The sequence below is a fragment of the Francisella sp. XLW-1 genome, assembly GCF_008711455.1.
GTDB classification, from domain to species: domain Bacteria; phylum Pseudomonadota; class Gammaproteobacteria; order Francisellales; family Francisellaceae; genus Francisella; species Francisella salimarina.
This window is the reverse complement of record NZ_VXKP01000006.1, coordinates 1-23,428: the sequence shown is the minus strand read 5'-3', so window position 1 is coordinate 23,428 and position 23,428 is coordinate 1. Positions and strand designations below refer to the sequence as shown.

Here is a 23,428-nt window from a genome sequence, read left to right as displayed (position 1 = left end):
TTCTAAAGAATATATACTTTAATAAATTAAACATTTCGTCAACTAGTGGTTATTCCCACTCAATTGTTCCAGGTGGTTTACCTGTTACATCATAAACGACTCGTGATACTTGTTTAACTTCATTTACAATTCTATTTGAAACTATAGATAAGAAGTCATAAGGCAAATTTGCCCATGTTGCAGTCATAAAATCAATACTAACCACAGCTCTTAATGCTATAACATATTCATATCTACGCTGATCCCCAACAACCCCAACTGACTTAACTGGTAAGAAAACCCCGAAGGCCTGAGAAATATCATGATACAAATTATGCTTATAGAGCTCTTCAGTAAAGATAGCATCTGCTTTTTGTAGAGTTTCAACATACTCTTTCTTAATTTCACCTAATATACGCACACCAAGACCTGGACCTGGGAACGGATGTCTATAAAGCATATTATACGGTAAGCCTAAGCCTAGTCCTAATTTACGCACCTCATCTTTGAATAACTCTCTTAGAGGTTCTAATAGCTTAAGCTTCATCTCTTTTGGCAAACCACCAACGTTATGATGAGATTTGATAACATGAGCTTTAGACTGGCTATTACCAGCTGACTCAATTACATCACTATAGATCGTGCCTTGAGCAAGCCATTTCGCATTTTCGATTTTAGCTGCTTCTTCATCAAAAATATCAACAAAAAGCTTACCTATGATTTTACGCTTTTCTTCAGGATCACCAATCCCCTTTAGAGCGTCTAAAAATCTATTTTTAGCATTTACACGAATAACATTAATATCCATATGCTCTGCAAATACTTCCATCACTTGGTCGCCTTCATTAAGACGAAGTAGTCCAGTATCTACAAATATACAGGTAAGTTGATCGCCAATAGCTTCATGTAATATTGCTGCTACCACAGATGAGTCAACACCACCTGATAAGCCTAAAATCACTCTATCATTTCCAACCTGTTTTTTTATTTCTTTGATATCATTTTCAATAATATTTTCGATATTCCAAAGAGCATCACATTTACAGATATTTAAGGCAAAATTTTCTATAATCTGTTTACCATTCTCTGTATGAGTGGTTTCTGGATGAAACTGTACTCCATAAAAAGGTTTACTCTTGTGAGCAACAGCTGCAACAGGAGCATTAGCTGATGATGCTATTACCTCAAAATGTTCGCCAGTTTGAGTAACTTTATCGCTATGACTCATCCATACAGACTGTTCTGTTTTAAGATTTGAAAACATATTTTCTGATGATTTTAAGATATTAATGATTGCTTTACCAAACTCACTTTGATCAGCTCCTTTTACTTCTCCACCATGCTGCATTACCATTGTTTGCATACCATAGCAGATACCCAAAACAGGAACACCTAATTCAAAGACTATTTCCGGAGCCTTAACATCTGAATCATATACAGACTCAGGACCACCAGAAAGAATTATACCTTTAGCCTGATAATCTTTGATAAAATCATCTGCTATGTCGTGAGGAAATATTTCGCAAAACACACCAACCTCTCTCACTCTACGCGCGATAAGTTGAGTATATTGCGAACCAAAATCTAAAATCAAAATCTTATGATTATGTATATCTGTCATTTTTATAGAAATAAATATTTTCTTAAAAGGATATTTTAACCTAAATGAATTTGATTGTAATTAGCTTTTAGTAATAAAAGTAACATTAAATAAATACTTACAAAAGACTTTCTTAGAAAACTAAATGATTAGACTAACAAAAAAGCTCTATTACTCGACGTTTAAAACTAAATTGAGGATATTCAACTCCAACAAAATATAGACCGTGTGCTTTAGCTGTTTCTGCTGCTTTTGATCTATCCCTTGCTTGTAATACTTCTTTAATCCATTCTGGAAGCTTAAGTCCTAAGCCAACTTTTAATAACGAGCCAATAAAATTTCTAATCATATGATGTAGAAAAGCATTACCAACAACCTCAAATACTACAAAATTCCCCTTCTTAATAAACTCAGCTTTTTGAATATTTCTAAATGGTGTATTGGACTGACACTGAGATGATCTAAAAGATGTAAAATCTTGCTCATCTAATAAGTATTTACAGGCTTGATTCATCTTATCTATATTTAACTCTCTATTCTCCCATAAACAATGCTCAGCAAATATTGGAGAGCTAATTGCAGAATTATAGATAATATAATTATAGGTTCTATTTATCGCTGTAAATCTCGAATTAAAATCATTATCAACTTCTTTAATATCTAGTATTTTAATATCTTGAGGTAAAAGAGCATTTGCTCCCCTCATCCAAGAACTAAGACTCCTATCAGCATCTGAATTGAAGTTAGCAATTTGCGAAGTCGCATGTACTCCAGTATCTGTTCGACCTGCACAAATAACTTCGATATTTTGATTTGCAATTTTTGAAAGTGCTTTTTCTAGCTCTTCTTGAATACTTGGTGAATGAGACTGTCTTTGCCATCCACAATAGTTTTTACCAAAATATTCAATTTGTAGTAGATAATTTTTCATAATTAGCCAAGAAATTTAACAACTCTAGAATGAAGTATTTCCATCTCTTTTGGAATCAGTTTTGAGAAATTGATAAAACCATGTACCAAACTATCAAAGTGATAATGTTGTACCTCAACATCATGTCTAAGAAGCCTTTCAGCAAATAATAAGCCCTCATCTTTTAAAGGGTCATAGCCTGCTGTCATAACTAAAGTTCTCGGCATATTATCTAATTCTTTGATATAAAACGGTGATATTTCAGGAGAGCATTTATCCATACCTTCAGGCACGTATAGCTCAGAATACCATTTTGTTTTTGCTTTAGTTAAAATATAGCCACTAGAATAGTCTTCAAGCGATTTCGTAGGCATATGCGATAAATCCACAGATGGGTATAAAATAATATTATTAGCAATTTTAACACTACCTTTTTGTAATAGATTATAAATTGCTAAAACTGTCAAATTAGCTCCTGCGCTATCACCCATTAAAGTAAATTTCTTACGAGATACACCAAGTTTTTTAGAGTGTTGATAAACATATTCTGTAACAAACTCAATATCATTCAAACCAGCTGGAAATTTATGTTCAGGCGCAAGACGATAATCAACAGCAAAAACAATCCTATTGGTAGTTAAAGCAAGCTTGCGGCAAAAAGCATCAAATGAGTCTAAAGTACCAGATACAAACCCTCCACCATGACAAAAGATTATTACTTTAAGTTTCTCATCAGTTTTAGGATTATATACTCTAACAGGGATATTATGACCATTATCAGCATGTTTTATTTCAATATCTTCAACACTTTCTAGATCTACCTTAGGATAACTATATAAGCCTAGCGATGCCGCTGCCTTTCTCGTTGCTTCGATATCTTGTCGATTGCCATCCCTATCAAATTTACTAATAAATGTCAGTAAGTCTTGAAGCTTAGGTGGTATAGTCTTAATACCTCCATATAGATCTGGAACCTTTTTAAGAATTTCAGCTTCAAGTGCTTCTTCATGCTCAGAGTTATCCTTAGCTATAACTTTTAGCCACTCTTTCTTATTTGGAGGCAATGACTCAATAGGTGTTGATAAATATCGAGCAATACCCAGTTCATGACAATCATTTTCAGCATAAAATGACAAGTTATTTACCATCCACTTGACAATTTTTTCAGCTTTATAATTATTTGTTTCCCTTATTTCTAATACATTATACAAATTTCTAACATCATATGACCAAGGAACATAGTCAACAATAAAGTTACAGCTAATATAATTAAGCCCCGCTTCTCTTGCTAAAGCAAACTCTGGAAAAGCTGTCATACCTATGACACCACCTCCCATACTCTGGAAGCATTTAGCATCAATTATAGTAGGAAATTGGGGTCCTTCTATACAAACGTAGCTCTGCTTAAAATGAATATCAAAATCAAACTCTTGTTTCTTTGCTCTAATTTCTTCAGCTATACTCTCTGTTATAGGTTTTGAAAGAGATACATAGTTAAGCAACCCCTGTTCACAAAACGTAAATTCTCGTAAAGATTTTGTTCTATCAATAAACTGATATGGAATAACCATATCTCCAGGTTTTAACTCTTCTCTTAAACTTCTAACTGAAGATAATGCAATAATAGAAGTAGCACCATATTTTTTCAAAGCATATATATTCGCTTTGTAGTTTATTTGATGCGGTAATATATTCTGACCTAAACCAGTTCTATTTAGAAATAATGCTTCCTTATCTTCTATTTTTATTTTAAATAAACCATTAGAACACAAACCATATGGAGTTTCTCGAGAGAGTTCTTCTATAATTTCAAAATCATCAAAAGACTCAAAACCACTACTTCCTACAATTGCCCACATATCTCATTTATCCAAAAGTTGTTTCTAATATTTTTTTATCTTTACAAAAAAGCTCTATTCTAAATTTATCACCGATACTTACTACCCCGACACCTTTGGGTGTTCCTGTCATCAACAAATCATTTTCAGCTATAGTGATTTCATTTTGTTTTAAAAAGTCTATAATTTGTTGGGGCTTATAGATCATTAAGTCATAGCCACCGTGCTGAATTAAGGAATCATTTTTGTACGCTTTAAAGTTTAATAACCCAATATCCTGATTATTAATTTTAACAAACTCGCTAATCACAGCGCTATTATCAAAAGCTTTTGCTAACTCCCACGGAAGTCCTTTTGATTTAAGCTTTGATTGTACATTCCTATCAGTTAAATCTAAACCTAAACCTACCGCTTTTATATTTGAATCATTATCAAAAGCAAAAACTATCTCACACTCATAGTGTGTTTCTCTAGCTGACGATAATTTAAGATTTTTAGCTATACTTGAGTTAGGTTTGATAAATATTACCGGACTATCTGGAACTTCATTATTCAGTTCATGAATATGTTCAACATAGTTTCTACCTATACAAATTACTTTTGATTTTGTCAGATCAATTTGCATAATTTACTTCCTTTTATGAATTGTGATTATTACAACTTAAAGTCTTCTCCGAGATATACCTTTCTAACCGTTTCATCAGCTAAGACTTCTTCTGGTGTACCAGCAGCGAGCATATTTCCAGCATTAACAATGTATGCTCTCTCACAAATATCAAGCGTCTCTCGTACATTATGATCTGTAATTAACACACCTATCCCTCTATCTTTAAGATGTCTCACAACTTCTTTAATCTCTATTACAGATACTGGATCAACTCCGGCAAACGGTTCATCTAGAAGTATAAACTTAGGATCCATAGCAAGAGCCCTTGCAATTTCAACTCTTCTTCGCTCTCCTCCAGATAAGCTCATACCTAAACTTTTACGTATGTGCTGAATACTAAACTCATCCAAAAGTTGATTTAGTTTTTCTTCAATTTGGATTTTACTAAGTTCTTTACGAGTCTCCAAAATAGCAACAATATTGTCTTCAACACTTAGTTTTCTGAAAACGGAAGCCTCTTGAGGAAGATAACCTAAGCCTCTTCTAGCTCTAAGGTGAATTGGCATCTTTGTTACATCATCATCCCCCATATGCACCTTACCACGTGTTGCAGCGACAAGTCCTACAATCATATAAAAAGATGTTGTTTTCCCGGCTCCATTAGGTCCCAGGAGACCAACTATTTCACCAGTTGAAACTTTCATGGAGACATTATTTACAACCCATCGCGAACCATATTTTTTACCTAGTCTTTTTGCTTCTAATGTATATTTTTCCATTTTAAACCTGTCTGCTTTAATTAAGTTGTAGAGTTATATGTATTTAAGCCTCTAACACTTCCTTTTTGTCTATCTTTCTCATAGTCACTAATAGGAGTTAGACCTGTATCAATTTTAGTCTGTTTCTGTACTCCATCTAATATTATTGTTGATCTTTTATTTTCACTACCAGGAATTGATATTAGATCATGTTCAATATCAAAAATAACTTTTTCACCCTTATAAACATTATCATTCTGGAAGGCCACAGCCTTTCTGTACATTTCTAGATGCTTGTCATCAACATGATAGATTATCATTTTTGATTTACCCTCAACAGGACCTCTAGTCGCAGTCTTAACATCTTTATAGTCAGGGTTTGAATTTGTTGGATATGTATAGAATTGGGAATTATGATTATCATCTGAAATCATAGTAAAAGTCTTTAGTTTATTTTTATCATCTAAATTTATTATCAATCTCTGCCCAGAGATAAAGTTACATTCTTTTTGTTCAGAACATAGTTGTTTAGCTGTTTTTAACCAGCTTTCTTGTAGCTGTTCCAATGATAAGTCTTTATTTCTTTCAAAGTAAACAACTCCATCTTTGGGTGTAGTAGGTTTATGGCAAAGTATATGGTTGTTATGGATTTGCATTGCAAATACATTACCTAAATAAGTTATAATATGTTGATCATGAACATAGACAACGCTATCAGCACATATTGTTACAGGTCCATATTCCCTTAGACTATTATCTTCAGAATTATCCTCTTTTTCATTATCAGCAACATTATCTTCCTGAACTACTGCATTATACATCGGAAGAGTATCGTCTATTTGGTTCACTTGCGTTTCCGAGAAGGCATTGGAAGTAAATACTAGTAAGATTAATACTAGTGCTATTCTAACTAGATGCATAATAACTCCTCACATTCTGACCTAGCTTTATAACTTTCGCATCTGAATTACCAGATGCTCCAATACCTGTTGTATTATTACCAGTCTCAGGATCATACATCTTTGTAAATCTAGCATTATAAAAATCTTTTGAACCAGAGTTATAAAACATTTCTGAAGTTTTAATAAAAATTCTATCTAAAGAAGAGTTTTTACCCTCTTTAGCTTGATTACCAGATGAATCATTACCAGTATACATAATTGCATCAACACCATCATATAAATGAGTCAAATTTTGGCCAGTAAACTGTTGAATATAGCCATACTTAGACTTAACTTGCCACTGTAACTTACCTGTTTTATCGTCATAACTTTTTTCTGTAAGATTAATCATAAATAAGTCTTGATTAATATAGCGTCTTAACTCTTTTGAAAAATAATTCGTTACTAAATTACCTTTTACATCATATTTATTGTATGTAAAATCATAAGCTTTTAACTCGACTCTATTTTTCTGTTGACTAGATTTTAATGGTTTTGCACCATCTAAAGCATTGTAACTTATATATAGCATAGCTAAGATAATAATGACTATGGAAAGTACGTTAGCAAATAAAGAATACTTAGTGAAAAACTTCATATTTTTGTTTATTTAACCTCACCAGTCTCAATAAAATCTTTAATAACCTTATCATAAGAACCTGATTGCTTAATAATATAGTCACAAAACTCCCTAACTGCAGCATTACCACCATTATTTTGGCATACATAGTTTGCATATTCTTTTACTACTGATATTGAGTCTGTAGGCGTTGCAGACAACCCTACCTTATTCATTAACACAAGATCTGGCAAATCATCTCCCATATAAGCAATATTCTGATCATTTAGACTATATTTATTTTTTAAGCTTTCATATGCTTTGATTTTATTTTTTTGGCCTTGATAAATATCTTGGGGATCTAGACCTAAACTTTGAAGTCTCTGCTGAACAATCTTTGATTCTTTACCAGTTATAATTGCAACTTTAATACCCAATTTCTGTAACAGAACGATACCAAGACCATCTTTAACATTAAAGTTTTTAAACTCATTTCCGTCATTTGAGATTATTATTCTACTATCTGTAAGGACACCGTCGACATCAAAGATTACTAGTTTAATACTATTTACGACATTTTGCTTCATACTAAATTTCATGAAAATATTGAATTCGATATGAAATATTATCACAAATGACTTAGAGACTAAAATATTAAAAACAAAAGAAGAAATTATTTATAATTATTTACAGATTTTTCGATTTCTTTTTTAGCAAAAGCGACATCATCCCAGCCATCAACTTTTACCCACTTACCAGAATCAAGATCTTTATAATGAGTGAAGAAATGCTCAATTTTTTGTTTTAAAGAAACAGGCAAATCATCAACATCACTTATATGATCATATTCCTTAGTTAATTTAGAGCTTGGTACTGCAATAATTTTTGCATCAACACCACCATCATCTTCCATTTTGAAAACACCAACTGCTCTACAGTTAATCACACAACCTACCGCAAGAGGATATGGAGCCAATACTAACACATCAATTGGGTCGCCATCATCGTAAAGAGTATTTGGTACGAAACCATAGTTACAAGGATATCTCATAGTAGATGACATAAATCTGTCAACAACTATCATGTCACTATCTTTATCAAACTCATACTTAATCGGATCACTATCTTGGGGTATTTCAATAACAACATTGAAATCATTAGGAATATCTTTTCCACAAGGTATATTTTTTAGCATAACAATTTCTCCTATATTTTTGCTAAAGCATAAACGCTTGATACACTACACAAGTAGTCTATCATAAAAACCTTTGTATTTATAACCTATAAATATTAAAATACTTTGAGATATTACTTAATAAGTTACACTTTAACAAAAGTTTAAAGAGGAAAATTATGAAATTTAAAAAGATGGCTTTATTAACAGCTAGTTTGGTTGCAACTACAGCATTCGCAGCACCCAATATTTCTTCTAGCTCAGACCCATATTTTAATGGAGGTAACGGACTAGCACAGAAAGATATAATAGTAAGACCTGTAAATATTGAGCTAGATGCTCCAGCATGGGTAGCTATGAATTATCGCACTGGTGATGTAGTTAGTGAGAAAAATATGGATGTGAGAAGACCTCCTGCTAGTTTGACCAAAATCATGACATCTTATATTGTTGCCAGTGAAATCAAAGCAGGAAACCTTAGTTGGGATACTATGGTACCAATAAGTGCAAAAGCTGCTTCAACTGGCGGATCTAAAATGTACGTAAAAGCAGGAGCTAAAGTTTCTGTTAAAAATTTAGTAACAGGAATGGATGTTGTATCGGGTAATGATGCTACTATAGCTTTAGCAGAATATATCGGTGGTACTGCCGATGCATTTACTGATCTTATGAATCAAACAGCAAAAGCAATTGGAATGAATAATACTCACTTTGCCAACCCAGATGGGCTGCCTGGAGGAGAACAGTATACAACTGCGCATGACATGGCATTATTAGCTAGATCTTACATATATAATTTCCCTGAAGCATATGAGATATACGATGACAGAGGTTTGGTTTGGAATGCTACAGAGCAAGAATCTGTAAGCATAGCAGATCGTAAGCAATGTTTACCTAAATTTGATCGTTCAAGCGGTAATGTTTTAGAAAGTTTTACTGCAAAAGGGCTAGACTCTCAAGCTCAAGATAAGTGCTCAAAACTATTCCCTAAAGGCGACAACTTTGTACTTCAAAACAATAGAAACAGGCTTCTATTCACTTTTGATGGTGCTGATGGCATGAAAACAGGCCACACAGATGCAGCTGGCTATTGTTTAGTATCCTCTGCAAAACAAGATGGCGAAAGATTCATCTCTGTAGTACTTGGTACTAGTAGCTCAGCTAAAAGAGATTCAGAATCTTCTAAATTATTGAGATATGCTATAAGTAAGTATGAAAATGTCTTATTATACAAAGCTAACTCTCCAGTCACAATAAGTGCAGATAACATCCCTAACGCCAAAGCTGGACAAAAGATAACTGTAGCCTCAACTCAAAATATTTATAAAACCGTACCTAAAACTTATATTCCATTCTTAAAGCAAGGTATTGTGTTTACATCCGGATTAAAAGCTCCAATTAAAAAAGGACAACCAGTAGGTGAACTAGTCATAACTCTTGGAGACACTAAAGAAAAAATAGCAAGTGTACCAGTGATATCTATGAATGATATATCACAAAGAGGTTGGTGGTAACCCTAAAATAAGAGGATTTATAATGTCTGAAGATAATAACAGTAATCAGCCAGAAACTTTTTTTGAGTTTCCCTGTCAATTTCCAATAAAGATTATGGCAAACCCACAGAAAGAGACTGTTGAATTTATTCTTAAAGTCTTTGAAAAACATGTTCCAAAACATGATGAGATTGATTTTAATACCAAAGAAAGTAAAACTGGTAAATATATATCTATTACAGCCATATTTACAGCTGATAGCAAACAACAGTTAGATAATATTTACAAAGAAATTTCTAGCCATCCTGAAGTACACATGGTTTTATAATAATCGTTACTCTATGAAAGAAGATATCATAATTAGAGATTTAGGATTACAGCCATACTCTAATGTTTTTGAACGAATGGCTGATTTCACAACCGAACGTGACAATACTACTAAGGATGAGATTTGGCTTGTTGAACACCTGAGTGTTCTTACACAAGGAAAACATGGCAAACCCGAACATATCCTAAATCCGCACAATATACCTATTGTTGAAACTGATAGAGGTGGACAAGTTACATATCATGGTCCTGGTCAAGTTGTAATATACTTTATGCTTGATATAAAAAGAAATAAACTTGGTGCAAAAAAATTAGTTGATGTAGTAGAGCAAGCCTGTATCAATATACTTCAAAAGCACTATAATCTTGACCCTCACATTATTGAGAATGCCCATGGCATATATATTGATAATAAAAAAATAGCTTCTCTTGGCTTAAGAATAAAGCAAGGTAAAAGCTACCACGGCATTGCTATAAATACTAAAATGGATCTTACGCCATTCAGTTATATTAACCCCTGTGGATATAGTGATTTAGAGATGTGCCAACTATCGGACTTTATCGATAACATTGATACTAAAATAGTTCAAAAACAATATGTCGATGAGTTTATAAAACTAATTAAAGCTTAACCAAGCTCTAATTAATTATTTTAAGCTGCATTTTTATGCAGATCTTCTTTGACATTTCTTAAGAATCTTTTCGATTGAACTTTATCACCAAATATATCGTACTTAATAGATAACGTTGATGAATTGTCAGCTATTCTAGTCACACTAATACTAAACGTCCCTTTGAATCTCTCCGAGTTAACATCGCCATCAATCTCTGATGCTTGATTAGTTATAATATTCTTAGTAATAGTGACACCTGGCATTTCTTTAAGAACGTGCAAGACTGAATTGCTAACATCTATAACAGAGTAGTCAAGGTTCTCAGAGTATGACGCAGCTTGATCAACACCATAAACACCTGCTCCGATTAATAAACAGCTATTAAGACTAAAGATACTTGATATCAGTATAAATATTAATACTATTTTTTTCATCATAAAATTGAATAAATAAAAATTAGCAAAAATATAGCACAGCTAAGTATAAAAAGCCATTTTAGTTGAGAAATTTATTAATAAGAAAATTTATAAAAATGTTTTTAAGAATGCCGATCTTGATGGGTGCTTTAACTTTCTAAGAGCTTTTGCTTCAATCTGCCTAATACGTTCTCTGGTTACATTGAACTGCTTACCTACTTCTTCAAGAGTATGATCGGTATTCATACCAATACCAAAACGCATCATAAGAACTTTTGCTTCTCTTTCAGTTAAACCCGTATCAATAAGCTCCTTAATAGCCTCTCTTAAGTTCTCTAAGTTTGCTGCCTCAATTGGGGAATAATTATTCTTATCCTCAATAAAGTCACCTACTGTTGAATCTTCATCGTCACCAATTGGACTCTCCATAGAAATAGGAGTATGAGAGATATTAAGAATCTTTTTAAGTTTATCCTTAGTCATATTTGGAGTGTATTCAATAATCTCCTCTTCTGTAGCTTCACGTCCTTTCTCTTGAAGTATTTGACGTTTAATTCTATTAACTTTATTGATAGTTTCAATCATATGAACTGGAACTCGAATTGTTCTAGCTTGATCTGCAATAGAACGAGTGATTGCCTGACGAATCCACCAAGTTGCATAAGTTGAAAACTTAAAACCTTTTCTGTAATCAAACTTATCAACAGCCTTCATTAGGCCAATATTACCTTCTTGTATAATATCCAAGAAATGCAAACCTCTATTGGTATATTTTTTAGCCTCTGAAACAACTAGTCTTAAGTTTGCTTCTATCATTTCTTTTTTAGCTTGAGTAATTTTTGCTTCACTCTTAGAAATTTCAACATTAACTTTTTTAAGTTCTTCAACTTTCATCATCATCAGAGTCTGAAATTGATTAATTTGCTTAGTTAAGTTATTAATTTCTTTGATAGTATTATCTGTAAATTTATACTTTTTAGTTAAAGGCTCCAGCCACTCAACAGAGCCAATTTCATATACCTTGATAAACTCCTGACGAGGAGTTTTTGATCTTTCTACGCACAATCTAAGTATTTTTCTCTCGAACTCTTTAACTCGAGTATAAGGGAGTCTAATGTAGTCAACCAATTTCTGCAAGTGAGAAGTAGATAATCTTAAACATTCAAACTCTTTGACTATTTTGTTATATAGCTTTTTATTAGGTTTTTCCTGGTACTCCTCAAACATTTTCTCAAGGTTTACAAAGAAATTATATGCTCTTTGAGTATCAATCTTCTCATCATGATCATCTTCCGCAACTTTTTCTTCTGTAATCTGCTCATCACTGAAGCCCGCTATAATTTCATTAAAGCGAATATACTTAGCTACAGACTCATCTTCAATATCTTGTGATGACATGTAATCATCAGCTTTTTCTTCTAATTCACGAAAGCGTTCAATATAAGTTTTAATAACTATTGGGTAACTCAAAATAGTACTAAAAACTTCCGTAGTACCTTCTTCGATTCTGATGGCGATATCAGTCTCACCTTTTTTATCTAAAAGATCTACTATACCCATTTCTCGCATATACATACGGATAGGATCAGAAGTCTTACCTTTCAAATCATCTAAGTTCGCCTCACTTACTTTTCGTTCATCATCTTCATCTAATTGAGGAGTTCTATCATAAACATCAATACCAGCATCTATAAGTATAGCTTCTATTTCTTCATACTTTTTAGGATCATCTGACACATCTCCTGGTAATGCATCCAGAATATCTGCTCTAGTTAAATAACCTCTTTCTTTACCATCAACTATCAAATCTTTTAGATCAGAAAGTAAATCTTCTCTTGTCATCTATTAACACTCCAATAGAATTTTTTATATTTTATTACCTAATTTTGCTACTAAATACTTACGTTCCATCTCTTGAACATCTGTCCTAAAAGGTAGAGACCCTAAATGATTAAGCTGCTCTTTTACACTATTAGCCTCAATCCTTTTTAAGTCATTTAATATCTGACTGCAATACTGTTCACCATCAGATTTTTTTCTAGCCTTGTTAATGCCATAACTCAATAACTCAAAGAAATACTCTCTATAGTCAGGATAGTCCTCTGCCAAAAACTGTATCAATACCACAGTTTCTATTTGATTAGATGAGTCTTCTTTTAAAATTTTCAAGCTTTTTACAAGAATATCAAGATTTTTTGAAGTAGAAAATATTTCAAAGTCATTTTCTTTTAGTAGAATGCGAAAATCATCAATATTAACAAAAATTTCAGCTAACACTACCTCTTCAAGTAAAATATTTTTTGAAAGCCTTTTTTGCTTAATCATATGATTACTCTTATTCATAGTATCAATACTAAATTTTTGCTTTCCTAGCTTGATTAATCTTTTTACTTGATCAGAACTAATATTTATTTTCTCTGAGACGGTTGATACAATACTCTCTGAATAAATATTTTCATCAACATCAGATAAAAAATCTTTTAAATTCTCCAAAATTTCTGCTTTACACTCAGCTTTAGAAATATCTCTATTGCCTATTATATGTCTTATTATAAAATCTGAAACCAACAAAGAGTTATCTAGTTCACTCTGGAAACTTATCAACCCATGTTCTTTGATATAATCGTCAGGATCCTTTCCTTCCTTTAGAGTAAGTATTCTAAGTTTTTTATTACCATCTAAAATAGGTAAAATTATTTTAATACTTCGGATAGCCGCGTTTTGTCCAGCACTATCGCCATCAAAGCAAAGTATCACTGAGTTACTCTCACGGAATAGTATTTTTGCATGATTTTGTGAAAATGCTGTTCCTAACGTTGCCACAGCAGAATAAAAACCATATTGAGCCAACCCAACAACATCCATATACCCTTCTACAACAATAAGACTTTGATTTACCAACTCAGGATGTTGTTTTTTTCTCTCTCTATATTCATATAATCCATACAAAATATTATTTTTTTGAAAAACTATAGTTTCTGGAGAATTCAAGTATTTAACTGTATCAGAATCATCAATCACCCTACCGCCATAACCAATAACGCTTCCTTGAATATTTCTGATAGGAAACATTATTCTATTACGAAAACGGTCATAAACATTTCCTTTATCATTTTTTATTGAAAGACCCGTATCAATTAATATATCTTCAGATACATTGACAGATTTAGCAAGCTGGGTAATATTATTCCAACCTTCCGATGAATATCCAATACCAAACACTTTAGCTAATCCACTATCGATTCCTCTTTTCTTAAGATACTCTATAGCTTTTTCTTTTGATACTGAATTACCAAGATTCCAACGGTAATATTTTTGAGCTATCGCTAAAAAACCAATACACTTATTAAAAAGATGTTCTCTTTGCAAATCTTCTTGTGAATAATTCTCATATTCAACGGGTTTCCCCACAATCTCTGCTAAATTATTAACTGCTTCTACGAAGTCTAAATTATTTATTTTTTTGACGAAAGTTAAGGCATCTCCAGATACACCACACCCGAAGCAATGAAAAAAATTCTTTTGAGTATTAACATAAAATGAAGGCGTTTTTTCATTATGAAATGGACAACATGCTTTATAATTTTTTCCAGATTTCTTGAGATTGACAAATCTAGACACAACATCTGCAATATCAGCACTTGCAACAAGCTCTTTTATAAAACTATTTGAAATCTTTTTTGCCATACTGATAAAATCTGAAAGTTAAGATAAGTTTGACTTTACTATAGCACTTACTTTACTCATATCTGTTCTACCAGCAAGCTCTTTTTTTACACTAGCCATTATTTTACCCATTTCTTTCATTGAGGTAGCTCCAACAGATTCTATTGCCTTTTGGACGATAGTTACTACCTCTTCATCACTAAGCTGTTTGGGCATATATTTAGTCAAGATTTCAATCTCTTTTTTTTCACCCTCTGCAAGCTCAGCTCTTTCTGCTTGTATGTATTGATTATAAGAGTCTTGTCTTTGCTTGATCATTTTTGTTATTACAGCTGTAACAATATCATCTGTAATATCAATTTTCTCATCAATTTGTTTTTGCTTAATGGCCGACATAGCCATACGAATAGTAGTTAATCTATTTTTATCTTTATTTTTCATTGACTCTTTCATATCAAGAGTCAATTGATCAAAAATTTGTGACATTTTAAAAAAGAATTCCTAGTGAAAGGGAGAGTTAAACTCTCAACGGTGAATTAAATAATATACTACCTTCTAGCCATCATATTGCTCTTGTAAGCTCTTTTGACAGCAGCAGCTTTCTTTCTTTTACGTGCCCAAGTTGGCTTTTCAAAGTACTCTCTACGACGTAGTTCAGATACTATTCCAGCCTTCTCACAAGATCTCTTAAATCTTCTAAGAGCAACATCAAAAGGTTCTCTTTCTTTAACTCTAACGCTTGGCATACCCTCTCACCTCACTTAAATGCCAGTTTAATTTAAATTCAACAAAACTACAGCTCTTTATCCAAAGCTGATAGACAAATTTACAGGCTATCATTCTACCATATAACAATATAAATGCAACATAGCTACAACTTATTTACACTAACCCGAAACCTATCTATATATTACACAGTACCCCCACTATATTTATAGTGTATAAAATGCTATTATTCCGAATTAAGAAATTAGAAACATATATAGGTTTATCACTTTGATAAAAAGAACTAAGCTTTTAGTAGCTATATCTATATTTGTAGCAAGCGCAAACCTATCTTACGCATCTACTCGTAGCGAAATACAATCTCTTGTAAAAAAATATAACTTATCTAATGCTAAAATTGCTGTAGCAGCTCAAAGAACTATGACAGGTGCTGATCTGTATGCCTATGCTGAAAACAGATCAATGAAACCTGCAAGTAATAATAAGGTATTTACAATCGTCTCAGGATTATTTGCTATTCCTAGTAACTTTAGATTTACAACTACTGTTATGTATCCATCTAATAGAATATCAAACCATACTCTCTATGGTGATATGTATATAAAATTTACTGGTAATCCAGCCCTTACTGGTAGTCAGTTATCATCATTGATAAGAAAAATAAAAACAGAAAAAGGAATATCTAAAATTACAGGCGATGTATATCTTGTTGGTGTATTTTCAGGACCATATATCCCTAGGGGTTGGTCTAAAGAAGATAAAACATTATGCTATGGTGCACCGGCTTCTAGCTTTACATTAAATAGAAACTGTACTGTTATAAAACTAGTTAAAAATCCAAATAGTTTAACTACTAGAGTTGTAGAGCTTAGCAATGCTAGCAACATTGACATAAAAAATTCAGCTAAATATACAAGTGCAACAAAGGCTACGATTTTATCAATGAATGATGATAACGTGGTATATATAAGTGGATATTTATCTAGAACAGCTGAAAAAATGTTTAAACTGGCAATTAGAAACCCTGCTTTAAAGACAGTAGATACTGTTAATGATTTTTTAAGTTCTAGTGGAATAAAACATGGTAAGGTACTTATTGCTAGTGATATTCCAGCTGGTTATGAATCACAAATAACAACAAGATCAGCAACAATTGGACACTTCTTTGACCAAACTCTTAAACACTCTGACAATTTATATGCAGAAACTATACTAAATACTATTGGTTTACAAGAAAAAGGAATTGGCTCAACTAAAGCAGGTACTGAAGCTGTTCAAAGCATCTTATATTCAAAACTAGGATTAGACACGTCTGCTTTGACTATGTATGACGGATCTGGATTATCACATCTGGATAGAGTTAGTCCTGAATTTATGGTTGATTTCTTGACTAAAACTTTTAACAGTAAAGTTGGTAAACAATTCTATAATTACCTACCTTCATCTGGAATAAGTGGTACCATCGCATATAGAATGGGAGGCAAACTGCTTGGTCGAGTACATGCGAAAACAGGTACATTATCTGGAGTATCAACACTATCAGGCTATGTTTTAACTGCAAAAAACCATCGCATCTCATTTTCGATTATGCTTAATGATCTCAAGTATTCTGATCGTTACAATGCTCGTAGATTCCAAGATAAAGTTGTGGATGTTTTTTATAGGAATTTATAATGAAAAAGATAGTAAAACTAATACTGATTACCACAGTCATATTACTCTTAGGTTCTTGCTCAACAGAACCTCCAAAAAATATAAATAATGCGTGTAGTATAATCCACCAATATCCTGACTGGTACTATGACATGATAGACTCCTACGATCGTTGGGGGATACCTCTAAATATACAAATGGCATTCGTACGTCAAGAATCTTCATTCAGGGCTGATGCACAACCTTCTATGCAATATTATTTTGGTTTTATTCCAAAAGGTAGAGCATCCAGCGCTTATGGTTATGCACAGGCTCTAGATGACACATGGGAGCATTACAAGAAAGAAACTAAACAATCTTTTGTCTCACGTTCTGACTATGCTGATGCTGTAGATTTTATAGGTTGGTATTTAAACAATGTCCATAATAAAACAGGTATAAGTAAAACAAATACTTATGATTTATATCTTGCATACCATGAGGGTATTGGAGGATATAGAAGAGGCAGCCATAGAAATAATTCATTCTTAAAAAACTATGCCCGTAAAACCGCTGATGTAGCACAAAAATATGCTATACAATTACAGAACTGTGAAGTACCTCGCAAACCCCTACTGTCATATATTTTCTAAAGGTAAGTTATGAAATCAAATATTTTTAAGCATACTGTAAATATTCGCTTTGCTGACACTGATAAATATGGACATGTAAATAACTGTACCTACTTTAACTATTTTGAAGAAGCTAGAACAACATGGGCATATGAAAATAGTGGATTAATGTCTTGGGCCACTCAAAACTCTATCCAACTTGTAATTACAGAACAAACCTGTAAATACATCTTACCACTACTACACCCTAATAAGATTGAAGTAACTCAACATATTACTAAAATTGGTGCAGTAAGCATCGAATTTGATTATGAGATACGCTTAATTAATAATGAACAAGTTATTACAAAAGCAAGTGCTAAACTTGCTTGTTACAATACAAAGACAGGAAGATTACAAAAAATACCTAATGAACTAAAAAAGATGATTTTAGAAAAAAATGACAGAAACTAATAAACAACCTTTAAAAAAGCTAGAAAAACAAATACTTAGAAAAACAGCCCAAGCAATTAATCAATACAACATGATTGAAGATGGCGATAAAATAATGGTGTGCCTATCTGGCGGTAAAGACTCATACTGTTTGCTTGAAATGCTTTTATTACTCCAAAAGAAAGCTCCTATAAAATTTGATATCATAGCTGTAAACTTGGATCAGAAGCAACCAGGATTTCCTGAAGAGATTTTACCTAATTATCTTAGAACTAAAGATATAGAATTTAATATCATTGAAAGAGATACTTATAGTGTTGTCAAAAGAGTTATACCAGATGGTAAAACTACATGTGGATTATGCTCGAGAATGAGGCGTGGCATTCTGTATGATTTTGCTGAGGAGAACAACATTACAAAAATTGCTCTAGGTCACCATCGTGATGATATCATAGAGACATTTTTTTTAAATCTCTTTTATAACGGCACTATTAAATCAATGCCTGCGAAGTTATTAAGTGATGATAAACGTAATATTATAATTCGTCCTCTTGCTTTTGTAAGTGAAAAAGAAACACTAGAATATTCTGAACTAAAAAATTTCCCGATAATTCCTTGTAACCTATGTGGTTCACAAGATAATTTGCAAAGAGTATTTATAAAAGATATGCTTAATAGATGGGAGAATAATAACCCTGAAAGAAAAAATGTTATATTCAAAGCTCTATCAAATATTTCTCCATCTCAAATGTTAGATAAAGAGCTTTTTGACTTTTTTAATATCACAAAAGATGATATTCAAAGATAAATAAGGAGATAAGATGAAACTAAAAAAAATAGTTGCGATAATGTCATGTACTGTCCTAGGTGTAGCAATTGGTTCATGCTCAACAAAAGAAACAACTAATGAGACTAAAACTCAAGCTATAGCCACTAATACTCCAAGTACTCAAACTCAAACAAAGGATACTTCAATTAATAACAGTTTAAAAATGGGATCTGATGCAAGTTATGTAGTCGGATACCAGGTTGGGTCTGGAATTGCTAGACAAGATTTTGGGCTATATGACAAACAAACAGTCTCAGGTTTTGCTGATGCTCTCAACAATGAGAAGCCTAGAATTTCTGAAAGTCAAATTCGAAGAAATATGGAAACTTTAAAAGATAGGATGATTAAAAAGCAGTTAGATATAGCTAAGCTAAATAAAGTCAAATCAGATGAGTTCATGTCGCAAATTGCTAAAATGGATAATGCTGTCGAAGTAAATGATGGTGTTTACTACCAAATGGTTAAACAAGGTGATGGTAAAAAACCTTCTGCAGATAGCACAGTAACTATTGCTTACAAAGGAACAACACCAGTAATAGCTTATGAGGACGACAAATCAAAGCTTAATGATGTAAAAGAAGGTAAACTCATAGGACCAAGTTTTGACTCAAGTGAAAACGCAACCTTTCCACTTAGAAACCTAATAGAATGTTGGAAAGACGCTATTCCTAAGATGCCTAATGGTTCTACTTTTATATTATACTGTGCCCCCAACAAAGCTTATGGAACTAGAGCGCCTGCTACAATAGGACCTAACCAAGCATTAGCTTTCGAAATTACACTTAAAGATTTTAAGTAAAAATACATAATCCTTTACCACTAAATATGTTATTATAAAATATAATTTATATTAAGATTTTATTTTATGAAATGTATTATCTTAGATGATTATCAAAATATCTCTCTAAAACTTGCTAATTGGAAAGATTTAAATAATGTTTCTGTAACAAATCTAACTAAACATTTAGAGGAAGATGATCTAGTAAAAGCATTATCAGATGCTGAAATTATTGTCATAATGCGTGAAAGAACTCCCATTACTCGAGAATTAATTTCAAAACTTCCTAAATTAAAGCTAATAGTTACTTCTGGCATGAGAAATCACTCTATTGATAAAGAGGCTGCTAAAGAAAGAAATATTATAATATGTGGTACAAAAAGCCTTAAACGCCCACCAATGGAATTAACTTGGGGCTTAATTCTCAATCTATCTAGGCATATCTCTCAAGAGTTTAATTCCATTAAGGAAAATGGTCCTTGGCAATCGACTCTTGGAAATAGTCTACAGGGGAAGACACTAGGACTTTTAGGGCTAGGGCATATTGGGAAGCTTATGATTCCTGTTGCAAAAGCATTTGATATGAACATTATTGCTTGGAGTCCAAATCTTACTCAAGAACGTTGTGATGATGTAGATATTGTTTTTGCAAAATCTAAAGAAAATTTATTTAAAAATGCAGATATTATTTCTATTCATATGGTTCTAAGTCAATTAACTAAAGATTTGATAACGTATAAAGAGTTATCTCTGATGAAGCCAACAGCAATTCTAATTAATACTTCTCGAGCAGAGATAGTTAATCAAAATGATTTAATAAAAGCACTAAAAGAAAAAGTATTTACTAGTGCTGGTTTAGATGTTTTTGAAAATGAACCATTACCTCATGATCACCCTTTTAGGGAGCTAGATAATATTATAGCAATACCACATTTAGGATATGTTGCTGATACAAACTATCACTTATATTTCACTCAAGCTGTTGAAAATATTCAAGGTTTCTTATCTAATAATCCTCTAAGAATTATTGATTAAAATCTAGTTCTTTCTTTTAACAGCCAAATCACATAGCGAGATCATAGCCTTCTTATATTCTGATTCTGGTAAGAAACTTATCGATTCTTTTGCTTTATCAGCATATTGACATGCAACTTGATAAGAGTATTCAACAGCGCCACTATTTTTAACTATAGCTATAATTTCGTTTATGTCATAGTTACCTTTTTCAATTGCTTCTTTTATTTTCTGTTGTTCTTGATTTGAAGTATTTGCTAACGCATAAATCGTTGGTAGCGTCATTTTACCTTCATCTAGATCATCACCAATATTTTTACCCAAACTTTCCGCATCAGAAACATAGTCTAATACATCATCAGCTATCTGAAAAGCATTCCCCAAATAGACACCATAGTTTTTAATACTATTTTGAAATTTACTATAACTTTGCTTATCAAGGCTAATTACACCAGCTAACTCACATGATGCTTCAAATAATTTAGCGGTTTTACAATATATGACATTAGTGTAATCTTCCTCTGTCAAATCAATGTTTCTAGCGTTTAATAGCTGAAGCACTTCACCTTCCGATATTTTATTAGTAGCATCTGCTAATATCTGCATAATTTGCATATTATCTAAACCTACCATCATCTGAAAAGCTCTAGAGTATAGAAAATCTCCGGTTAATACACTTGCAGCATTGCCAAAAACATTATTAGCTGTCTCTTTGCCTCGGCGTAGGTGCGAATCATCAACTACATCATCATGTAGAAGAGTTGCTGTATGAATAAACTCTATAATTGCAGCACATGCTAGATGACCTTTGCCAGTATAATTTAGAGCTCTAGAAAATAGCATCACTAACAAAGGCCTAAGTCTTTTGCCACCACTATTTATGATATAGTGACTAATTTGATTGATAAGAACAACATCTGATGAAAGAGAGTTGATTATAAACTCATTGTTATTTTCAATATCTTGTTTAATTAACTTCTGAATATCTTTTAAGCTTTGCATTTTATTTATATATTTTAAGACTTTGAGTTAGTTAGATTTAAGAATAAAGTAGCAGAATATATTTATCAACCATATTTAGTTGATATTATCTAGTTGTCTTCATCTTTTGAAATTCTGAAATGTTTTAATATCTCTTTATCTTCTGAGGTTAAAGACTGATCTTTACTATTAGCTCCATCATCAAAACCTTTAATAAACTCTTCACAATTTTGTTTGTTTATGACAATCATTTTTTTTAGTTTTGACTTATATTGAGTTGCAATAATCATTCCCACTTCATAAGAATCTTTATCTGAAATTTTGTTTATATCAGGTTTATGATCTAAAATAGTATCATCAAAACCTGAAATGAAGTCTTTTTTAATAATTTCTTGATTCATAGCACTAAAACTTTTATGTGAAGCTTTACCCAGTGCATCACCAATTGAATAAGCTGTATATGTTTTTGAGGTATTATCCAATGCAAATACTAGAGAGCAAGCACCTAAAGATAATATACACACTAAAAATTTAATAATTTTTTTCATATTTTAATTTTTTCTAAAAATACTGATCACTAATTTTAACATAAAACACGTGGTGTTCTATAACTCTAGTTTATAGAAGTATTTAATATTTGCTTTGAAAGCATTCCTTTATAATAGAAATATTGAATAATTTGTATAGATACCAAAATAAATAGGCAACTAGAAACTATTATTGATACGATAGGCCATCCTAAAAATATAGCACTATTTATATCACACATAAGGCTAAGTACAGAAAGTCCTAAATAGAATATACTAAACCCTTCTGCTTGTTTTTGTCGAAAGTTTTTATATATCTGAGGTAACCAATATACATTATATATTACCCCACTAATTGAGCCACTCCATAACAAAGTCTGTTGGCTCAGCGATATAAATTTGACTATATAAATAACAATCAGTAAGAATAACAAAATAAACACAGTATGTATAAATATATTTCTCTGCCTTCTGTCATTTAAGATTTGAAGTTGCTGGACTGTTAAAAAGCTTAAAAGAATAATATCAACTAAGATATATTGCCATTGCATATTAAACCCTATCGCATATATAAGATCTAAAGAATTAGCAAATATCATTAACGAATGAGTCCAGAGACTAATTTCAAATGTCTTATGCTTGAACTGATTATGGATGGTTTGTGGTAAAAAATGAATAAAATATATTACTAATGATATGTTTAAAGTTATATAACCTAAATATTCCACGGTTAATCTCCTATTATTTCTAAGTTAAATAATAAGAATTTGAATGATATTTATAGAAAATAATCAAACAAACTCCCTACGCTAATACTAATTAGATCAGGTACAAAGGGTTATTTTCTCAGCCGTCTTATTCGAGTAAGATAGACCTCCGGCCGGGATCCTAGTAAAAAAGGGTCATGTTTGTTTTCTACTCTGAATATTAAACTCTAGTGGTATTGATGTTTTTGACTTTGATAACTCAAAAACACCGTAACGATTTATATTTTC

Annotated in this window: 26 protein-coding genes; 9 read left to right on the top strand and 17 right to left on the bottom strand. The window is 32.1% G+C overall.

Features of this window, described 5'->3' with window-relative positions:
- Positions 1-49: 49 nt before the first annotated feature.
- The 9 genes from guaA to ppa all read right to left on the bottom strand — a co-directional run bounded on the left by guaA (position 50) and on the right by ppa (position 8,387).
- Positions 50-1,600, bottom strand: coding sequence for a glutamine-hydrolyzing GMP synthase (gene guaA, locus F3D59_RS09035; protein ID WP_150464618.1), 1,551 nt, complete (start codon positions 1,598-1,600; stop codon positions 50-52).
- 133 nt (positions 1,601-1,733) lie between these two features.
- Positions 1,734-2,510, bottom strand: a complete 777-nt coding sequence (gene truA / locus F3D59_RS09030; protein ID WP_150464617.1) for a tRNA pseudouridine(38-40) synthase TruA — start codon at positions 2,508-2,510, stop codon at positions 1,734-1,736.
- 2 nt (positions 2,511-2,512) lie between these two features.
- Positions 2,513-4,348, bottom strand: a complete 1,836-nt coding sequence (locus F3D59_RS09025) for an alpha/beta hydrolase fold domain-containing protein (protein ID WP_150464616.1) — start codon at positions 4,346-4,348, stop codon at positions 2,513-2,515.
- 7 nt (positions 4,349-4,355) lie between these two features.
- Positions 4,356-4,952 (bottom strand): fumarylacetoacetate hydrolase family protein, encoded by a 597-nt coding sequence (locus F3D59_RS09020; RefSeq protein WP_150464615.1) that lies wholly within the window; start codon positions 4,950-4,952, stop codon positions 4,356-4,358.
- Positions 4,953-4,981: 29 nt separating this feature from the next.
- On the bottom strand, positions 4,982-5,713 hold the full coding sequence (gene lptB, locus F3D59_RS09015; protein ID WP_146421340.1) for an LPS export ABC transporter ATP-binding protein: 732 nt from the start codon (positions 5,711-5,713) through the stop codon (positions 4,982-4,984).
- A gap of 20 nt (positions 5,714-5,733) precedes the next feature.
- Positions 5,734-6,612, bottom strand: coding sequence for an LptA/OstA family protein (locus F3D59_RS09010; protein ID WP_150464614.1), 879 nt, complete (start codon positions 6,610-6,612; stop codon positions 5,734-5,736).
- Positions 6,599-7,231 carry an LPS export ABC transporter periplasmic protein LptC gene (lptC, locus tag F3D59_RS09005; RefSeq protein ID WP_150464613.1) on the bottom strand — a complete coding sequence of 211 codons (633 nt, stop codon included), beginning with the start codon at positions 7,229-7,231 and terminating at the stop codon, positions 6,599-6,601. The genes F3D59_RS09010 and lptC overlap by 14 nt, the downstream gene beginning before the upstream one ends.
- A gap of 8 nt (positions 7,232-7,239) precedes the next feature.
- The gene (locus tag F3D59_RS09000; RefSeq protein ID WP_150464612.1) at positions 7,240-7,779 is read right to left on the bottom strand and encodes an HAD-IIIA family hydrolase; all 540 of its coding nucleotides are present in this window, start codon (positions 7,777-7,779) and stop codon (positions 7,240-7,242) included.
- A gap of 86 nt (positions 7,780-7,865) precedes the next feature.
- On the bottom strand, positions 7,866-8,387 hold the full coding sequence (gene ppa / locus F3D59_RS08995) for an inorganic diphosphatase (RefSeq protein ID WP_150464611.1): 522 nt from the start codon (positions 8,385-8,387) through the stop codon (positions 7,866-7,868).
- 158 nt (positions 8,388-8,545) lie between these two features.
- On the opposite strand from ppa, the gene F3D59_RS08990 reads away from it, so the two are divergent.
- Genes F3D59_RS08990 through lipB form a run of 3 tightly spaced genes read left to right on the top strand, consistent with a single transcriptional unit; the run spans position 8,546 to position 10,818 of the window.
- On the top strand, positions 8,546-9,880 hold the full coding sequence (locus tag F3D59_RS08990; RefSeq protein WP_146421335.1) for a D-alanyl-D-alanine carboxypeptidase family protein: 1,335 nt from the start codon (positions 8,546-8,548) through the stop codon (positions 9,878-9,880).
- Between the two features lie 22 nt (positions 9,881-9,902).
- Positions 9,903-10,187: a YbeD family protein gene (locus F3D59_RS08985; protein ID WP_013923177.1), complete on the top strand. Its 285-nt coding sequence runs from the start codon at positions 9,903-9,905 to the stop codon at positions 10,185-10,187.
- A gap of 13 nt (positions 10,188-10,200) precedes the next feature.
- Positions 10,201-10,818: a lipoyl(octanoyl) transferase LipB gene (gene lipB / locus F3D59_RS08980; protein ID WP_150464610.1), complete on the top strand. Its 618-nt coding sequence runs from the start codon at positions 10,201-10,203 to the stop codon at positions 10,816-10,818.
- Positions 10,819-10,838: 20 nt separating this feature from the next.
- On the opposite strand, the gene F3D59_RS08975 is transcribed toward lipB, so the two are convergent.
- From F3D59_RS08975 to rpsU, 5 genes are all read right to left on the bottom strand, one after another.
- Positions 10,839-11,234 (bottom strand): DUF3568 family protein, encoded by a 396-nt coding sequence (locus F3D59_RS08975; protein ID WP_224721183.1) that lies wholly within the window; start codon positions 11,232-11,234, stop codon positions 10,839-10,841.
- 90 nt (positions 11,235-11,324) lie between these two features.
- Complete coding sequence (rpoD, locus tag F3D59_RS08970) at positions 11,325-13,058, bottom strand: RNA polymerase sigma factor RpoD (RefSeq protein WP_150464608.1); 1,734 nt, start codon at positions 13,056-13,058, stop codon at positions 11,325-11,327.
- 24 nt (positions 13,059-13,082) lie between these two features.
- The gene (gene dnaG, locus F3D59_RS08965; RefSeq protein WP_150464607.1) at positions 13,083-14,903 is read right to left on the bottom strand and encodes a DNA primase; all 1,821 of its coding nucleotides are present in this window, start codon (positions 14,901-14,903) and stop codon (positions 13,083-13,085) included.
- Between the two features lie 18 nt (positions 14,904-14,921).
- On the bottom strand, positions 14,922-15,368 hold the full coding sequence (locus F3D59_RS08960; RefSeq protein ID WP_149368207.1) for a GatB/YqeY domain-containing protein: 447 nt from the start codon (positions 15,366-15,368) through the stop codon (positions 14,922-14,924).
- A 62-nt stretch (positions 15,369-15,430) separates the two neighbouring features.
- Positions 15,431-15,628, bottom strand: a complete 198-nt coding sequence (gene rpsU, locus F3D59_RS08955) for a 30S ribosomal protein S21 (protein ID WP_013923183.1) — start codon at positions 15,626-15,628, stop codon at positions 15,431-15,433.
- Positions 15,629-15,878: 250 nt separating this feature from the next.
- On the opposite strand from rpsU, the gene dacB reads away from it, so the two are divergent.
- From dacB to F3D59_RS08925, 6 genes are all read left to right on the top strand, one after another.
- The gene (gene dacB, locus F3D59_RS08950) at positions 15,879-17,282 is read left to right on the top strand and encodes a D-alanyl-D-alanine carboxypeptidase/D-alanyl-D-alanine-endopeptidase (protein WP_150464606.1); all 1,404 of its coding nucleotides are present in this window, start codon (positions 15,879-15,881) and stop codon (positions 17,280-17,282) included.
- Complete coding sequence (locus tag F3D59_RS08945; RefSeq protein ID WP_150464605.1) at positions 17,282-17,893, top strand: transglycosylase SLT domain-containing protein; 612 nt, start codon at positions 17,282-17,284, stop codon at positions 17,891-17,893. Before dacB ends, F3D59_RS08945 begins: the two co-directional genes overlap by 1 nt.
- A 9-nt stretch (positions 17,894-17,902) precedes the next feature.
- A complete protein-coding gene (locus F3D59_RS08940) occupies positions 17,903-18,325 on the top strand; it encodes an acyl-CoA thioesterase (RefSeq protein ID WP_146421329.1) in 423 nt (140 codons plus the stop codon).
- Entirely contained in the window at positions 18,312-19,112 is an 801-nt protein-coding gene (gene ttcA / locus F3D59_RS08935; protein WP_150464604.1) for a tRNA 2-thiocytidine(32) synthetase TtcA, read from the top strand. Before F3D59_RS08940 ends, ttcA begins: the two co-directional genes overlap by 14 nt.
- A gap of 13 nt (positions 19,113-19,125) precedes the next feature.
- Positions 19,126-19,932: an FKBP-type peptidyl-prolyl cis-trans isomerase N-terminal domain-containing protein gene (locus F3D59_RS08930; RefSeq protein ID WP_150464603.1), complete on the top strand. Its 807-nt coding sequence runs from the start codon at positions 19,126-19,128 to the stop codon at positions 19,930-19,932.
- A 66-nt stretch (positions 19,933-19,998) separates the two neighbouring features.
- Positions 19,999-20,946: a D-2-hydroxyacid dehydrogenase family protein gene (locus tag F3D59_RS08925; RefSeq protein WP_150464602.1), complete on the top strand. Its 948-nt coding sequence runs from the start codon at positions 19,999-20,001 to the stop codon at positions 20,944-20,946.
- A gap of 3 nt (positions 20,947-20,949) precedes the next feature.
- Here F3D59_RS08925 and F3D59_RS08920 read toward each other — a convergent pair whose 3' ends face one another.
- The 3 genes from F3D59_RS08920 to F3D59_RS08910 all read right to left on the bottom strand — a co-directional run bounded on the left by F3D59_RS08920 (position 20,950) and on the right by F3D59_RS08910 (position 23,161).
- A complete protein-coding gene (locus tag F3D59_RS08920; RefSeq protein WP_150464601.1) occupies positions 20,950-21,927 on the bottom strand; it encodes a polyprenyl synthetase family protein in 978 nt (325 codons plus the stop codon).
- Positions 21,928-22,016: 89 nt separating this feature from the next.
- Positions 22,017-22,454 carry a hypothetical protein gene (locus F3D59_RS08915; protein ID WP_150464600.1) on the bottom strand — a complete coding sequence of 146 codons (438 nt, stop codon included), beginning with the start codon at positions 22,452-22,454 and terminating at the stop codon, positions 22,017-22,019.
- A gap of 65 nt (positions 22,455-22,519) precedes the next feature.
- Positions 22,520-23,161, bottom strand: a complete 642-nt coding sequence (locus F3D59_RS08910) for a PQ-loop repeat-containing protein (RefSeq protein ID WP_149368201.1) — start codon at positions 23,159-23,161, stop codon at positions 22,520-22,522.
- Positions 23,162-23,428: the final 267 nt, after the last annotated feature.

Coding starts and splice junctions, on each gene's coding strand:
- lipB (WP_150464610.1), top strand. CDS start 10,201: ATGAAAGAAGATATCATAATTAGAGATTTAGGATTACAGCCATACTCT.
- F3D59_RS08945 (WP_150464605.1), top strand. CDS start 17,282: ATGAAAAAGATAGTAAAACTAATACTGATTACCACAGTCATATTACTC.
- F3D59_RS08960 (WP_149368207.1), bottom strand. CDS start 15,368: ATGTCACAAATTTTTGATCAATTGACTCTTGATATGAAAGAGTCAATG.
- F3D59_RS08920 (WP_150464601.1), bottom strand. CDS start 21,927: ATGCAAAGCTTAAAAGATATTCAGAAGTTAATTAAACAAGATATTGAA.
- F3D59_RS09020 (WP_150464615.1), bottom strand. CDS start 4,952: ATGCAAATTGATCTGACAAAATCAAAAGTAATTTGTATAGGTAGAAAC.
- truA (WP_150464617.1), bottom strand. CDS start 2,510: ATGAAAAATTATCTACTACAAATTGAATATTTTGGTAAAAACTATTGT.
- lptC (WP_150464613.1), bottom strand. CDS start 7,231: ATGAAGTTTTTCACTAAGTATTCTTTATTTGCTAACGTACTTTCCATA.
- F3D59_RS08925 (WP_150464602.1), top strand. CDS start 19,999: ATGAAATGTATTATCTTAGATGATTATCAAAATATCTCTCTAAAACTT.
- F3D59_RS08975 (WP_224721183.1), bottom strand. CDS start 11,234: ATGAAAAAAATAGTATTAATATTTATACTGATATCAAGTATCTTTAGT.
- dnaG (WP_150464607.1), bottom strand. CDS start 14,903: ATGGCAAAAAAGATTTCAAATAGTTTTATAAAAGAGCTTGTTGCAAGT.
- rpoD (WP_150464608.1), bottom strand. CDS start 13,058: ATGACAAGAGAAGATTTACTTTCTGATCTAAAAGATTTGATAGTTGAT.
- F3D59_RS09025 (WP_150464616.1), bottom strand. CDS start 4,348: ATGTGGGCAATTGTAGGAAGTAGTGGTTTTGAGTCTTTTGATGATTTT.
- ttcA (WP_150464604.1), top strand. CDS start 18,312: ATGACAGAAACTAATAAACAACCTTTAAAAAAGCTAGAAAAACAAATA.
- F3D59_RS09000 (WP_150464612.1), bottom strand. CDS start 7,779: ATGAAGCAAAATGTCGTAAATAGTATTAAACTAGTAATCTTTGATGTC.
- ppa (WP_150464611.1), bottom strand. CDS start 8,387: ATGCTAAAAAATATACCTTGTGGAAAAGATATTCCTAATGATTTCAAT.
- rpsU (WP_013923183.1), bottom strand. CDS start 15,628: ATGCCAAGCGTTAGAGTTAAAGAAAGAGAACCTTTTGATGTTGCTCTT.
- F3D59_RS08930 (WP_150464603.1), top strand. CDS start 19,126: ATGAAACTAAAAAAAATAGTTGCGATAATGTCATGTACTGTCCTAGGT.
- F3D59_RS09010 (WP_150464614.1), bottom strand. CDS start 6,612: ATGCATCTAGTTAGAATAGCACTAGTATTAATCTTACTAGTATTTACT.
- guaA (WP_150464618.1), bottom strand. CDS start 1,600: ATGACAGATATACATAATCATAAGATTTTGATTTTAGATTTTGGTTCG.
- lptB (WP_146421340.1), bottom strand. CDS start 5,713: ATGGAAAAATATACATTAGAAGCAAAAAGACTAGGTAAAAAATATGGT.
- F3D59_RS08915 (WP_150464600.1), bottom strand. CDS start 22,454: ATGAAAAAAATTATTAAATTTTTAGTGTGTATATTATCTTTAGGTGCT.
- F3D59_RS08985 (WP_013923177.1), top strand. CDS start 9,903: ATGTCTGAAGATAATAACAGTAATCAGCCAGAAACTTTTTTTGAGTTT.
- F3D59_RS08940 (WP_146421329.1), top strand. CDS start 17,903: ATGAAATCAAATATTTTTAAGCATACTGTAAATATTCGCTTTGCTGAC.
- F3D59_RS08990 (WP_146421335.1), top strand. CDS start 8,546: ATGAAATTTAAAAAGATGGCTTTATTAACAGCTAGTTTGGTTGCAACT.